Raw genomic sequence first — 13,755 nt, 5'->3', positions numbered from 1 at the left:
CGAACGCCGAACGCCGAACGCCGAACGCCGAACGCCGAACGCCAAACGCCAAACGCCAAACGCCAAACGCCGAACGCCGAACGCCGAACGCCCAACGCCCAACGCGCGGCCGGCTTATGCGGCCGGCGAAACCGTGCGCAGGAATGCCCGCACTGCCGGCGCTTTTTCGAACCGCCGGTGCGCGAGCGCGAGTTCCGACATGATCGGCTTGCCGGCGATCGGCCGGTACACGACGCCCGGCAACGACACGCAACCGGCCAGCGCATCGGGAATCACGGCGACCCAGCCGTTCACGGACACGCACGCGAGCACCGCGAGCAAGCCGCCCGGCCGTGCGGCGATCAGCGGCGCGAAACGGCCGCGGCGCGCGACTTCGAGCGTGCCGAGCTCCTGTTCCGGCACCGCGAAGCGCGCGTCGGCGAGGTCGGCCGCGCGCACGGCCGTCATCGACGCGTAGCGCGAATCGGCCGGCACGGCCGCGACGAACACGTCGCGCTGCAGCGTGACGATCCGCAGGCCGCCGGGCAGCGGCAGCGGCGGGCGCACGTACGCGAGATCGAGCCGGCCCGCGTCGAGCTGGTTCGCGACGTCGTCCATCGGCACTTCGCGCAGGTTCAGCTCGATGCGCGGGTGCGCGGCGCGGAACGCGCCGACCGTGCGCTGCAGCGTGCCCGAATAGACGGCGGACGATACGTAGCCGATCTCGATCCGGCCGAGTTCGCCGCGCTCGGCCAGCGCGGCGAGTTCGCGGCCGCGCTGCAGGTGCTCGAACGCGGCGCTCGCCTCGGCCAGATAGGCTTCGCCGGCCGCGCTCAGCGTGACCGCGCGGCGAGACCGGTGAAAGAGCCGCACGCCGAGCACGCGTTCGGCTTCCTGGATTTGCCGCGTGAGTGCGGGCGGCGCCATGTCGAGCGCATCGGCCGCGCGGGCGAAATGCAGGTGCTGCGCGACGCTCAGGAATGCGCGCACGTGACGGAATTCGAGCCGGTCCATGATTGCAATTTTCGTCAATAAAACAGTATGGGAGTGTCAATGACAGGCAATACCGGGCAAGCCTAGCATACGGCTCGTTCATCCTGCTTCGGAGTTGCCGATGTCCCAATCCTCCCCGGCGTCGCGCGCGGCCACCGCCCCGCACGCGGGCGCCCGCATGCCGGCCGCCGCGACGCTCGCCGTCGCATCGGCGACCTGTTCGCTGATCGTGCTCGACACGAACGTCGTCGCCGTGTCGCTGCCGAGCATCGCGCGCAGTTTTCATGCGAGCTTTGCCGATATCGAATGGGTCGTCAGCGCGTACATGACCGCGTTCGCCGCTTGTCTGCTGCCGGCCGGCGGGCTCGCCGACCGCTTCGGACGCAAGCGGATGCTCGGCGCGGGGCTTGCGCTCTTTTTCGTCGCGTCGCTCGGTTGCGGCGTCGCGCCGTCGGCCGGCTGGCTGATCGCCGCGCGCGCGCTGAAGGGCGGCGGTGCCGCGCTGCTGCTGACGGCCGCGCTCGCGGTGATCGCGAACCGCTTTCCGGATGGCCGCGAACGGGCGCGCGCGTGGGCGATCTGGGGGATGTGCATGGGGATCGCGACGGCGATCGCGCCGCTCGTCGGCGGCGCGATCACGCAATGGATCGGCTGGCGCTGGGTGTTCCTGTTGAACCTGCCGGTGTGTGCGCTGCTCGCGATTGGCGCGCGCGTCGCGATCGACGAATCGCGCGATCCGCACGCGAAACGCGTGGACGCTGCCGGCAGCCTGCTGTTCGGCGCGGCGCTCGCGTGCGCGATCGCGGCACTGATCGGCGCACCGTCGCACGGCTGGCTGTCGGCCGCGACGCTCGGCCGGCTCGCGCTCGCCGTCGCGCTGTTTGCCGCTTTCATCGGCGCCGAGCGCTGGCAGGCGCGGCCGATGATCGATCTCGCGCTGTTCCGCCAGCCGCGCTTCGTCGGCGCCGTGCTCGCGATGTTCGGCTATGCGGCGTGCGCACAGGTGATGATGACGTTCCTGCCGCTGTACCTGCAGAACGCGTTCGGGATGTCGGCGATCGACGCGGGCCTCGGGATGCTGCCGTTCGCGTTCGCGATGATCGCCGGGCCGTCGCTCGGCGCGTCGCTTGCCGCGCGCACATCGTCCGGCGGCGTGCTGGCGGGCGGGCTCGCGCTGATCGGCGCGGGCAACCTCGCGACCGCGGCGCTGACGGCCAGCGGCGACTACCGGCTCGTCGCGATCGGCATGTTCGTGACGGGCTGCGGCGCGGGGATCATGAACGGCGATACGCAGAAGGCGATCATGGCGTGCGTGCCGCCGGACCGCACGGGCATGGCGTCGGGCATCAGCACGACGACGCGCTTCTCGGCGATCGTGACGGCCGTCGGCGTGCTCGGCGCGGTGCTGGCGGCGAGTACGCACGCGCGGCTCGACCGCCTGTTGTCCGCCGCGCCGGGCCTGCGCGCGTTCGCCGACGCGCCGTTCATGTCGAGCCTGCTGGCCGGCGATCTTGCGCAGGCGCTCGACCGCGTGCCGCCGTCGGCCGTCGGCGCGCTCGCACAGGCGGCGCCCGTCGCGTTCGCGAGTGGGTTCGCCGATGCGCTCATCGTGAGCGGCGTGCTTGCGCTCGTTGTGTCCGTCGTTGCAGACAAGTTGCTTGCGCAACCGATGCGCGATGCGTAGCGGGGAGGTAGGCATGTTTGATGATCTCGCGCCACGGTTGACGCCACATACGGCGCGCGCGAGTTGGCCCGCGTCCGTGCAATTCGCGCTGGTCTTCTCCAGCGCCGCCTGCTGGCGCATTGCCTGTCGCGTATTGCCGTGCTGCTTCGCGTAGTCGATCTGCGTCTGCAGCGCGCGGATGCGCGTCGCGCAATCCCGCGGTTCAGTGCGATTTCGTCGTGTGGCGCTGATGACGCGCGGCGCGTGCGACGAGCGGCCGGTGCGAGGCGCTGCAGTGCATTGCCTTGCGTGCTCGCGGTGGACGCAGCGGCTCGGGCGCGGGCGTCGCCGGTACGGTTGCGGCCGCAACCGCCGCAACCGCCGGCAGCGCGGCCTCGGCGTCGAGCCAGCCGCGCGTCGCTTCGGCGATCAGCCCGCGCAGCCAGCGCACGCCTTCGACGCACGATCCCGATTCGTTCCACGTCATCCGGTACACGATATCCGGCGGTTCGACCGGTAGCGCGACCGCGGCGAGCGGCAGCAGCTTCGCATAGTGCCGCGCGAGCCGGTACGTGGTGGTCAGGATCATGTCGGAGCGCACGAGCGCATGCGCGGCGAGTTCGAAGTGCGGCAGCGTGACGACGATTCGCCGCTGCAGCCCCACATGATCGAGCTGCTGGTCGATCGCGCCGGACGCTTCGAGCCACGACGGCGTCGGACACAGCTGCGGCGCTGCCGCGAAATCCGCAGCCGTCATCGCGCCGCGCCGCGCTAACGGATGCGTCGCGCGCATCAGGCATACGACGCGATCGTCGAACAGGTCGTCCTGCCGAAACCGCGACGAGCGGGCCGGGCGATTGTCGATCACGACGTCGAGTTCGCCGTCGGCGAGTGCGCGCTCGTCGTCGAAACCGTCGCCGAGCGGATGGAACACGAGCTGCGCGTTCGGTGCGCGCTCGCGGAACAGCGCGACGAGCTTCGGCACGAACAGCACGTTCAGATAGTCGGGGCAGCCGATCCGGTAGGTGCGCACCGACGTGCGCGCGTCGAACGTCGGCTGCTGGATGCGGATGAAGTCGATCACGCGCAGCGCGTTGCGCAGCGGTTCGATCAGCCGCGCGCCGAACTCGGTCGGCACCATCCCGTAGCGGCTGCGCACGAGCAGCGGATCGCCGAGCAGCGTGCGCAGGCGCTTGAGCGCGGCGCTCGTCGCCGGCTGCGACATGTTCAGGCGCACGGCCGCACGCGACACGGTGCGCTCGGTCAGCAGCACGAGCAGGATGCGCATCAGCCGCGCATCGAGAACGTCGAGCACGTCCGTGGCGGCGGACGCGTCGCGGGGCAGGGCGTTCGGGTCTAGTGGGTCCCGCATGCCGATACGCCTCCCGGCGGCACTGAGCCCGAGCGCGACACTAAGCGCGACACCGAGCGCGACACCGAGCGCGACACCGAGCGCGACACCGAGCGCGACACCGAGCGCGACACCGAGCGCGACACCGAGCGCGACACCGAGCCCGACACCGAGCCCGACACCGAGCCCGACACCGAACCCGAACCCGAACCCGAACCCGAACCCGAACCCGACGCGACAGCCGGCCGGCGGCCCGTCATTTTGCGAAGGTTCCCGGCCAGCCGACGATCCGCTTTGGACGCGGCGGCGCATACGTGCGGGCCTTCGACGCCTTCAGTTTCAGGCGCACCAGCGACTCGGCGACCGCGGCCGATACGCCGTCGACCACCGGCACGCCCATGCATTCCTCGATCTGCCGGTCGAGGCCGGCCATTCCGCCGCAGCCGAGGCAGATCACTTCCGCGCGATCGTCTTTCACCGCGCGCTGCGCCTGACCGACGATCGACTCGATTGTGCGGGCCGGGTTCTCCTCGAGTTCGAGCACCGCAAGGCCGCTCGCGTGCACCGACGCGCAGCGCGCGTCGTGCACGAGGCCCGGGCGGTGAGTGGCTTCCAGTTGCACGCCGTTGTCTCCTTCCATGTGCGGGGCGCGAAACCGGCGGCGTGTACAGCGTATACACGCAGCGCCGGCCCGGCCGCCGTGGACGTTATGTCTCGGATTTGTTCGCGAGTATGGGTGGCCTGCGCACTGATGGGAAATTAAATATTCGGCTGAGCGTCATTTGAAAAATGAATGGGGCGCGTTCATCGTCGGCGGCCGGGCGCGGCATGCGAATTGCTCGCCAGCGGGCTCCATTCACATCGACATCAGCGGAGGTGTCATGCAGCGATATTCATTTCGTCATGTATCGCGAGCCGTCTTCGCCGGCATCCTGATCGCGGGCCTGGCGGCAGGTGCGGGTTGCCAGAAGAAGAGCGACAACGGCGGCGCGGCGAGTTCCGAATCGAGCGCAACGGGCGGGATGTCGGCCGCGCCGTCCGCCGCACCGTCGGGCATGCCGGGCAGCGCAGCGGCCGGAAGCGGCGCCGACAGCGGCGCGAGCATGCCGGGCGCGGCCTCCGCGCCGGGCGGCGCGAGCGGCGGCTGACTGGCCGGCTGGCCGGTCGGGCGGACGGCACGCACGCCGCGCGTGGGTGCGCCGTTCGCTTGTGGAGTGCCGTGCCGGCCGCGCACGTGCGCCCGGCGGCACGCGTGCGCGTGGTCGTGCGCATGAAAGATTTGCAAGGACCGTTGTAGCGATTCCCGGACCGGCAGCGACAGCTCGAGCCGGCGCACGCCGGCCGCCGCGACCGTTGGCAGCCCTTACTGCGGGCCCAGCTCCAGTGCCGACGTATCGGCATCGTTGCCCTGTGCAACGAGTACGTGAATGTCGTTCGGCGTCACGTCGCCGATCCCGCCCGACGGAATCGTCACGAGCAGCCAGTCGGCGTTGTTGTTGATGGTGACCGGCGCGGTCTTGAGGATCGGTGCTTTGCTGCCGGCCGTCGTGGCGATCACCTGGTAGCTGCCGCCATTGAGGTAGATCGAATCCTGCGTCGATGCCGGCACCGCGTTCTGGTAGGCCGCGCCTGCCAGCGTCGGGCTTTGCGCCGTGATGTCGGTGCCGGGCGGAACGACATATACGTCGACGTTCTGCGCGTTCGGCGACGCGTTGAAGCTGCGCACGCGTGCCTTGTCCGACAGCAGCCCCTTGTTGAATGGATCGTCGATCACGGAGATCGGCGACGACGTGCTCGGCAGCGCGATCGTCGTGTAGTGATGGCCGTTCGCCGCGCTGAACGATTGCGCGGCGACCGTCGTCGTCGTGCCCGAGACGTCGTAGCTGGCGTTCTGCGTGCCCGAGTCGATGTCGTGATAGCGCGTCACGCCCTTGTACGCGACGCTCGACTGGTCGATCTTCGCATTCAGGTAGTCGAGATTCGGCCCGGCCGGCACCGCATTGATGAAGCGCGCCTGCGGCTTCGAGATGCCGAGTTCGGTGCCGACGTCGTTGCCGTCGCCGCCGCATGCCGCGAGCACGGAAATGACGGAGCACAAGGCCACCAGTGTTCGTATCGATTTCATGTCGTCCTCTCGTTCAGGGAACCTGCAGGCGATGCGGGACCGCCGCGCGAAGGATCGCGCGGTGCGCAGCGCCGGTTGCGGGAAGGATGCCGGCCGCCGGGGAGGCGGGCGCGTGGATGGCGCAAGCAGTGTGCCTGCGCGGCGGATGACGACGAATGAAGGCGGGAGGCGCGCACGCGCCGGGGTGGCGGCGTGCGCGATGCAAAGCAGAGGCGTGGGGCGGGCCGCGCGACGGGCGCGGTTGTAAAAAGGACAGCGTCGCGGCGGGCGACGCGATGCGTCAGCGGTTCACGAGCCTGGCCGGATACGCGAGCGCGAGTGCGCAGCCGACCAGCATGCATGCGGCGAAGCCGTACAGGCCCGCACTTTGCGAATGAAACGTGTCGCGCAGCCAGCCGATGAAGTAGGTGCTGCCGAACCCGCCGAGGTTCGCGATCGAGCACGCGAACGCGATCCCGCCGGCCGCGGCCGAGCCCTTCAGGAACGTCGAAGGCAAGGCCCAGACGACCGGCATCGCGGCGGCCGCGCCCGCGTTGATCAGCGAGAACAGCAGTACCGTCCCGAGCGTGCCATGCGGCGACGAGGCCGCGATCGCCAGCGCGACGGCCGACACCATGAACGGCACGACGATATGCCAGCGGCGTTCGTGTGCGCGATCCGAGCTCGCGCCGCAATACAGCGTGGCGAGCACGGCCGCGGCATTCGGGATCACCATCAGCCAGCCGATGTGATACGCGTCCTTCACACCGGTGTCGCGCAGGATCGTCGGCAGCCAGAAGCTCACCGCATACAGGCCGAGCAGCACGCACAGGTCGATCAGGCCGAGCGCCCACACCTTCGGGTCGGAGAAGGCCTTGCCGAGCGCGTGGCTCTTGTTGCCGGACGGATCGGCGTCGAGATTCGCGCGCAGCGCCCGCTTTTCGTCGGCGTTCAGCCATTGCGCGGATTCGATGCCGTTGGGCAGCCAGCGCAGCACCGCGAAACCGAGCAGCACCGACGGCAGCGCTTCGAGCAGGAACAGCCACTGCCAGCCGCCGAGCCCGTGCGCGCCGTCGAACGCGCGCATGATCCAGCCGGAGATCGGGCTGCCGATCATGCTCGACAGCGGCAGGCCGACCATGAACAGCGCGACGATCCGCGCGCGGCGCGCATCGGGATACCACTGCGTCAGGTACAGCAGCACGCCCGGCAGGAAGCCGGCTTCGGCGGCGCCGAGCAGGAAGCGCACGATGTAGAACTGCATCGGCGTGTGCACGAACATCGTCGCACCCGACAGCAGGCCCCACGTGATCATGATCCGCGCGATCCACAGCTTCGCGCCGACGCGCTGCAACACCAGGTTGCTTGGGACTTCGAACAGGATGTAACCGGCGAAGAACAGGCCGGCGCCGAGCCCGTACACGGTATCGCTGAACTTCAGCGCGTCGAGCATCTGGAGTTTCGCGAGCCCGATGTTGATGCGGTCGAGATAGGCCGCGAAGTAGCACAGGCAGAAGAGGGTGATCAGGCGCAGCGTGACCTTGCGATAGAGATTGCCGTGCAGCGCGTCGTCGGGGGAAACGGCGGCGCTCGGGTGTGCGGTAGACATGGGATTGCCCCTGTTCGAGTGTGTCGGATGAATGGGTGGCCGATCGACGCGGGCGGACGTTCCGCCGCGCACTGGAGTCTGTATATCACGGCAATTAAATAGCGTACACACTAGAAAATACCGAATCGCACAGGCATGAATCAGGCCGCCTGGAGGCAAGCGTTTTGGCGAGAAAAACCGTGCTTTCAACGAGGTTTTGTATGACCGAAAACGCGCGTTGAAATGATCGGGGAATATGCATGAACATGCACAAATTTCGTGCGTATGCGCTCAAAATTGGAGTGTGTGCGCGAAAGCTCGCCGCAGTGCGCAAACACGCGTGCGGCAGCCGGTTCGAACGCTCGGGGCCGGCCGTCTCGGCGACGGCGCCGGCAGGCGATCGGCCGCTGTCGGGCGATCGTCAGGTGCGATGGGTGCCGGGTGCCGCGAATCGTGATGCACCGCAATGAAGCGGCGGCCCGGCCGCCGGTTGCGCCGAATTGAGGGTGTACACTGCTTGTCTTTCATCTACATGCGGCACGGGCCTGCACTTTCATGGCGTCTTCGAAGGATTCCTACGACTTTCACGACCAGGTTGGGCACCTGCTGCGCCGCGCGTATCAGCGGCACGTGTCGATCTTCCAGGAAGCGATCCCCGATTCGGATCTCACGGCCGCGCAGTTCGTGACGCTGTGCGCGGTCAAGGAACGCCAGGCGTGCTCGCTGAACGACATCGTCAAGGCGACCGCGATCGACCAGGCGACGATTCGCGGCGTCGTCGAGCGCCTGAAGACGCGCGCGCTGATCGAGGTGTTGCCCGACCCGAACGACGGCCGCAAGCTGATCGTGCGCGCAACCGCGACCGGCCTCGCGCTGATCGACCGCACGGTGCCGTTCGCACGGCAGGTGACCGAGCGCACGTACGGCACGCTCAATCCGGGCGAGCGGGTCGCGCTGCAGTTCCTGCTGCGCAAGATGATGGAAGAAGACGGCGAAGCGTGATGCGTACGCGGGGCGCCGGCCGGGCCTACGCCGCGCCGGTGGTTGCGATTGCGGCCGCTTCGTCGGCGCTCATCAGCCGGCCGGCCTCGCGGAGCGTGGCGCGGACCGCTTCGGGCGTAAACGGCGGCGCGTAGAACCGCACGCCGGTCGCATCGAACAACGCGTTCGCGACCGCGGCCGGGCCCGGCACCGACGCCGATTCGCCAGCGCCGAGCGGCGGTTCGCCTTGCTGCGGCATCAGCACGACATCGACGTCCGGCACTTCCGCGAATGTCAGGATCGGATAGCTCGCCCATTCGCGCGACGCGACCTTGCCGTCCGCGAACCGCACGCGCTCCTTCAGCGTGCGGCTCAGTACCTGGATCACGTTGCCGTGGATCTGGTGGCGCACGCCATCCGGGTTGATCATCGTGCCGGTGTCCTGACCGACCGTCACGCGTTCGATGCGAATCTCGCCCGACACGCGATCGACGCTCAGGTCGACGATCCATGCCGACCACGCCGCGCCGAAACCGGGGAAGCGGCTGTGCACGTAGCGCGCATACGCGACGCCGCGACCGCGCGCGAGCCGCGATCCGTCGTGTTCGCGTTCGCGATGCGGGTGCGTCGGGCGCGGCGTCCAGCCCGCGCGATCGGCCACGGCCTGCAGCAGTTCGGTCGCGCGCGTGTCCTGCAGGTGGCGCAGCCGGAACGCGAGCGGATCGACGCCGGTCAGCGCCGCGCATTCGTCGACGAACGCATCGTGCGCGAACGAGTTCGGCAGCGCCGATACGCCGCGCAGCCACGCCGCGCGCACGAGCGGCGCGAGATCCTCGCAGACGAAGCGGCGATGGGGGCTTGCGTATGGCGACACGGCCGTGCGATCGCCCATTTCGAACACGCGCGGCTCGGGCGCGATCGTGCCGGTCAGCAATGCCGCGAGCAGCGGCGCGTCGTTCGACGGATAGCGTGTCGTGAAGTCGTAACCGAGCAGGCTGCCGTCGCGGGTGACGGTGCCGGTTACCTGCATCGACTGGCCGGCGCCTTTCGGTTCCCACAGATGCTCGTCCGCACGCGACAGTTGCACGCGCACCGGTCGGCCGACCGCGCGCGACAGCAGCAGCGCGTCGCCGCACACGTCGTCCGCGCCGTTGCGGCCGTAGCAGCCGGCCGCCTCCATCCGCACGACATCGAAATCGGCTTCGTCGCGCGCGACGAGCGTCGCGAGGTCGTAGCGCAGCGACACCGGATTCTGCGTGCCGGACCACACGGTGATCCGGCCGTTGCCCGGTTCCCGGTAGTCGGCGAGCGCGCATGACGGGCCGATCGAGCCGTGCATCTGGAACGGCCACGCATACGTGCGCGACAGCGTGATCGTGTCGGGCGACGCGCGCGCCGCGTCGACGTCGCCTTCGTCGAGCAGCACGCGGCGCTTGGCCGGTGCGGCGGCGATCGCGGCGGCCGGCTCGTCGAGCGGCGGCAGCGCGGCATGCGGCCGCCACGTCACGCGCAACTGACGCGCCGCGCGGATCGCATGTTCCTCGCGTTCGGCGACGACGCCGACGAAATCGCCGATCGCGACGACGGCCACCAGCCCCGGCACGTCGGCGACCGACGCGCGATCGACGTCGACGAGCGACGTGCCGACGAACGGCCCGCTGTCGTGGCCCGCATACGGCGGCCGCACGACGCGGCCATGCAGCATGCCCGGCACGCGCATGTCGTGCACGAACGTGAGCTGGCCGGTCGCTTTCGCGGGCAGGTCGACGCGCGGCGCCGACTTGCCGACGATCCGGTACAGCGCGGGATCCTTCGTGCGGGTGTTCAGGTCCAGCGTCAGCGCGATGCGATGCGCGGCGACAAGCGCCGCGAACGTCGCCGTTCGCCCGTCCGCCGAAATGGTCCCGTCGTCGATGGTCAATCGCTCGACGTCGACGCCGAACCGCTCGGCGGCGAGCGCCAGCAGCGCGTGGCGCGCCTGCGCGGCCGCGCAGCGCAGCGGCGTCGCGGAAATCTGGATCGTTGCGCTCGCGATGGTCGGGCCCTGGTTCGGCGTCGCGGCCGTGTCGCCGAGCACCATCGTCACGCGCGTGGCCGGCACGTCGAGTTCCTCGGCGACGATCTGCGCGAGCGACGTGCGGATGCCGGTGCCGAGATCGACGTGTCCGTTGAACGCGAGGATGCGGCCGTCGTCGAGAATCGCGACGAAGACTTCAGGCAATGCCGGCACGTAGGACGACAGGCTGCCCGGCTGGCCGGGCGCCGGCTTGGGCGGAGGCGCGGGCGGCCGGATCACGGTCAGGCAGCCGTCGCGCACGAGCAATTCGGAACGGTTCACGGGGGAGGTGTCCTGTCGGGAGCGGCGCGGCCGGCGACCGGTTGCGTCGGAGAGGGTTCGGGCGGCGCGCGTCAGGCCAATCTAGGCCGCCAAAAGCGCAGCGTCAATCGCGGGCGACGCATGCGCCGCCCGCGATCCGTCGCGACTCAGCGCGCGTGTGCGTGCATGGCATCGATCGCCGCGATCGCGTCGTCGAGCGGCATCACGGCCGCATATTTCTGCTGCATGTCGAACAGGTTCGCGTCGTGCGGCGCGATCGCGCGATCGCCGACGCAATCGGCGAGCACGAGCGGGCGGAACCCGTGCGACATCGCATCGACCACGCTCGCGCGCACGCAGCCGCTCGTCACGGCGCCGGCGACGAGCAGCGTCTGCACCGCGCGCTGCGCGAGCCAGGGGCTGAGCTGCGTGCCGAAGAATGCCGACGGCACGGTCTTGCGCACGACGAGTTCGCCGGCCGCGGGCGTGAGCTCGGGCACGATCGCGCTGTTCGGATGATGCTCGGTCAGCGTCGCCATGCCGGGCACCTTCAGCGAGAACACGTTGTCGTCGCTGCCGTCTTCCGCGTACACGATGCGGCTGTGCGCGACCGGCCAGCCGCGTTCGCGCGCCAGCGCGAGCGCGCGCGTCGTGCGTGCGATCGCCGGCGCGATGTTGCCGCCGCCGAACGTCGCGGGATCGGCGAAGCCGACCACGAAGTCGACGATCAGCAGGCCGATGTTGCCGTGCGGCGGCAGCGGCGTGCCGAAACCCTGCTGGCGGTAGACGTTCGCTTCGGCGTGGTGGGAAAGGTCGTTCATGGTGTCGGGCGCTCGTCGGTCACGCGGGTTGATCGGTCACGCGGCCGTCGCGCACGACGGTTTCGCCGTCGAGCTCGACCGTGCAGCGGCGCAGCGGGATGTCGATGTGGCAGGTGGTCGTGCGGTTGCCGCCGCCTTCGTTGTTCGGGCCGAGCGAGAACAGGAAGTTGCCCTCGAACGCGCGCGCGTCCATCCCGATCGTCGCCTCGCGGTCGTACAGCCCGAGCGTCGACCAGCGCGCGCGCGGCTGTAGCCCCCAGCCGATATGCGAGATCGCATAGCCCTCGGGGTCCGCGAAGGTTTCCATATAGTCGCGCAGCAGGTCGGCATCGACGCCGCCTTCGATGCGCGTCGCATAACCGCCTTCGACGGTCAGCGCGATCGGCTCGCTCACGTAGTGCTTCTGCGGCAGCAGGATGTCGCCGCGATCGATCACGATCGTGCCGCGTGCGGTGCGGTCGTTCGGATAGGTCAGCGCGAAACCGCTCGGCCAGTGATCCCAGCGGCCGGGCGCGTCGACGAAGCCGTATTCGGCGGTCGGCGGGAAGTCGCCGAGCGGGCAGGTGAGCGCGGTGCCGGCCGCCGACGTCACGCGCATCTCGCGGGCGGCGGCGATCCGCTTCGCCGCGGCGAGCACGCGCGTGCGGTCGGCCAGCGTCGGCACCATCCGCACGAGCACTTCGGGCGGCTCGACCGCGAGCAGGATCTTCGTGCCGGATTTCAGGATCTCGTGCTGTTCGGGCGAGAACAGCAGCGTCATCAGGTCGAGCACGAGGTCGCTCTCGCGCAGCGCGGCGATCGCGGCCTTGTTGCCGGTCAACGGCGTCGTGCCGAGATACGCGAGCGGGTCGCGGCTGAACGCTTTCTCGCCGTTCACCGGCGGCAGGTCGAGCCGGTTGACGATCGCGCCCATCGATTGCGTCGCGATCAGCGCGCACGACAGCGTCTGGGGATGGGTGGCCGCGCTCGTCAGGATCGTGACGGTCTGGCCCGGTTCGAGGCGCGACAGCGTGAGCACCTGCTTCCACGCGTCGATCAGTTGGGTGTCGCTGACTGGCATCGTCGGCTCCGGTAAGGGCGTGAGGGAAAGGGGCGGGCGCCGAGCGATCAGGCCGCGAGCGGCGCGCCGAGGAAGCCGCCGAACGCCGCGTAGAAGCCCGGCGCGTTGTCCCACGGGATCATGTGGCCGGCATCGGGCACGCGCACGTGTTGCATCGACGGCGTCGCGCGCTGCAGTTCCGCGACGTCGTCGTCGCGCACCACGTCGCCGCGTTCGGCCGTGATCAGCAGCGATGGCACGGCCAGTTGCGCGGCGTCCGCGTGGAAATCGTCGGTATGGAATCCTTCATAGCTCGCGCGCACCGCGCGCTCGTCGCAGGTATGCAGCCACTCGGCGCGCAACTGCAGTTCGGCATCGGTCCAGGTCGGGCAGAACGCGCGCATGCCTTCGGCGTCGGTGCCGGCGCGCGCGAGCGCCATCGAGTCGATGTACCACGGCAGCTTGCCTGGATAGTCGCGGCGGTTCGGGCCCGACACGGGTGGATCGACGAGCACGACCGATGCGAGCCCGCGGATGCCGCGCCGCGCCGCGCGCGCGGCGATCCGCGCGCCCATCGAATGGCCGACGAGGCTGGTGCGCGGCAGGCCGAGCGCGGCGACGAGCGCCGCGACGTCGTCGGCCTGTGCATCGAGGCTGTAGTCGAGCGACGGCGATGCTTCCGACAACCCGCGGCCGCGCACGTCGAGCACATAGGTGTCGAACGCCGCGCCGAAGGTTTCACCGACGAAGCCCCACGTGATCGCGGGGCTCGTGATGCCGGGAATCAGCACGATCGCAGGGCGCGATGCGCGCGCGCCGGTCGCGCCGCCGTAGCGCAGGTAGTGCTGGCGGATGCCGTTCGCGCGGATGTTCGCGCCATACAGGAAAGTCGAGGGCATGAATGGACTCCGTCGGAAGG

At 69.6% G+C, this 13,755-nt stretch carries 11 protein-coding genes and 1 pseudogene; 2 read left to right on the top strand and 10 right to left on the bottom strand.

All coding sequences use genetic code 11. From position 1 onward, the window contains the following. Positions 1–114 precede the first annotated feature (114 nt). On the bottom strand, positions 115–993 hold the full coding sequence (locus GD429_RS33960; protein WP_152863759.1) for a LysR family transcriptional regulator: 879 nt from the start codon (positions 991–993) through the stop codon (positions 115–117). Positions 994–1,093: 100 nt separating this feature from the next. Here GD429_RS33960 and GD429_RS33955 point away from each other — a divergent pair, with 100 nt between their 5' ends. Beyond that, on the top strand, positions 1,094–2,656 hold the full coding sequence (locus GD429_RS33955) for an MFS transporter (RefSeq protein ID WP_152863757.1): 1,563 nt from the start codon (positions 1,094–1,096) through the stop codon (positions 2,654–2,656). A 202-nt stretch (positions 2,657–2,858) separates the two neighbouring features. On the opposite strand, the gene GD429_RS33945 is transcribed toward GD429_RS33955, so the two are convergent. From GD429_RS33945 to GD429_RS33915, 5 genes and pseudogenes are all read right to left on the bottom strand, one after another. Continuing rightward, on the bottom strand, positions 2,859–4,007 hold the full coding sequence (locus GD429_RS33945) for a LysR family transcriptional regulator (RefSeq protein WP_152863755.1): 1,149 nt from the start codon (positions 4,005–4,007) through the stop codon (positions 2,859–2,861). A gap of 235 nt (positions 4,008–4,242) precedes the next feature. Continuing rightward, positions 4,243–4,569, bottom strand: a pseudogene (locus GD429_RS33935) (aspartate/glutamate racemase family protein); the annotation flags it as partial. Positions 4,570–4,887: 318 nt separating this feature from the next. Then, the gene (locus GD429_RS41390) at positions 4,888–5,271 is read right to left on the bottom strand and encodes a hypothetical protein (protein ID WP_227791924.1); all 384 of its coding nucleotides are present in this window, start codon (positions 5,269–5,271) and stop codon (positions 4,888–4,890) included. Between the two features lie 78 nt (positions 5,272–5,349). Then, positions 5,350–6,111, bottom strand: coding sequence for a DUF4397 domain-containing protein (locus GD429_RS33920; protein ID WP_152863753.1), 762 nt, complete (start codon positions 6,109–6,111; stop codon positions 5,350–5,352). 280 nt (positions 6,112–6,391) lie between these two features. Beyond that, entirely contained in the window at positions 6,392–7,699 is a 1,308-nt protein-coding gene (locus GD429_RS33915; RefSeq protein WP_152863751.1) for an MFS transporter, read from the bottom strand. Between the two features lie 534 nt (positions 7,700–8,233). Here GD429_RS33915 and GD429_RS33905 point away from each other — a divergent pair. Continuing rightward, a complete protein-coding gene (locus GD429_RS33905) occupies positions 8,234–8,680 on the top strand; it encodes a MarR family winged helix-turn-helix transcriptional regulator (protein WP_152863749.1) in 447 nt (148 codons plus the stop codon). A gap of 25 nt (positions 8,681–8,705) precedes the next feature. Here the strand turns inward: GD429_RS33905 and GD429_RS33900 are convergent, their stop codons facing one another. The 4 genes from GD429_RS33900 to GD429_RS33885 form a co-directional block, all read right to left on the bottom strand. Beyond that, positions 8,706–10,997 (bottom strand): xanthine dehydrogenase family protein molybdopterin-binding subunit, encoded by a 2,292-nt coding sequence (locus GD429_RS33900; RefSeq protein ID WP_321575084.1) that lies wholly within the window; start codon positions 10,995–10,997, stop codon positions 8,706–8,708. A gap of 146 nt (positions 10,998–11,143) precedes the next feature. After that, positions 11,144–11,797 (bottom strand): isochorismatase family protein, encoded by a 654-nt coding sequence (locus tag GD429_RS33895; protein ID WP_152863747.1) that lies wholly within the window; start codon positions 11,795–11,797, stop codon positions 11,144–11,146. 19 nt (positions 11,798–11,816) lie between these two features. Then, complete coding sequence (locus GD429_RS33890; RefSeq protein ID WP_152863745.1) at positions 11,817–12,857, bottom strand: 2,5-dihydroxypyridine 5,6-dioxygenase; 1,041 nt, start codon at positions 12,855–12,857, stop codon at positions 11,817–11,819. A gap of 47 nt (positions 12,858–12,904) precedes the next feature. Further along, a complete protein-coding gene (locus tag GD429_RS33885) occupies positions 12,905–13,735 on the bottom strand; it encodes an alpha/beta fold hydrolase (protein WP_152863743.1) in 831 nt (276 codons plus the stop codon). Positions 13,736–13,755 lie beyond the last annotated feature (20 nt).

Origin of the sequence: Burkholderia sp. BE17, assembly GCF_009362305.1 — a bacterium.
GTDB lineage: Bacteria > Pseudomonadota > Gammaproteobacteria > Burkholderiales > Burkholderiaceae > Burkholderia > Burkholderia pyrrocinia_C.
This window is presented reverse-complemented; position numbering and strand designations above follow the sequence as displayed.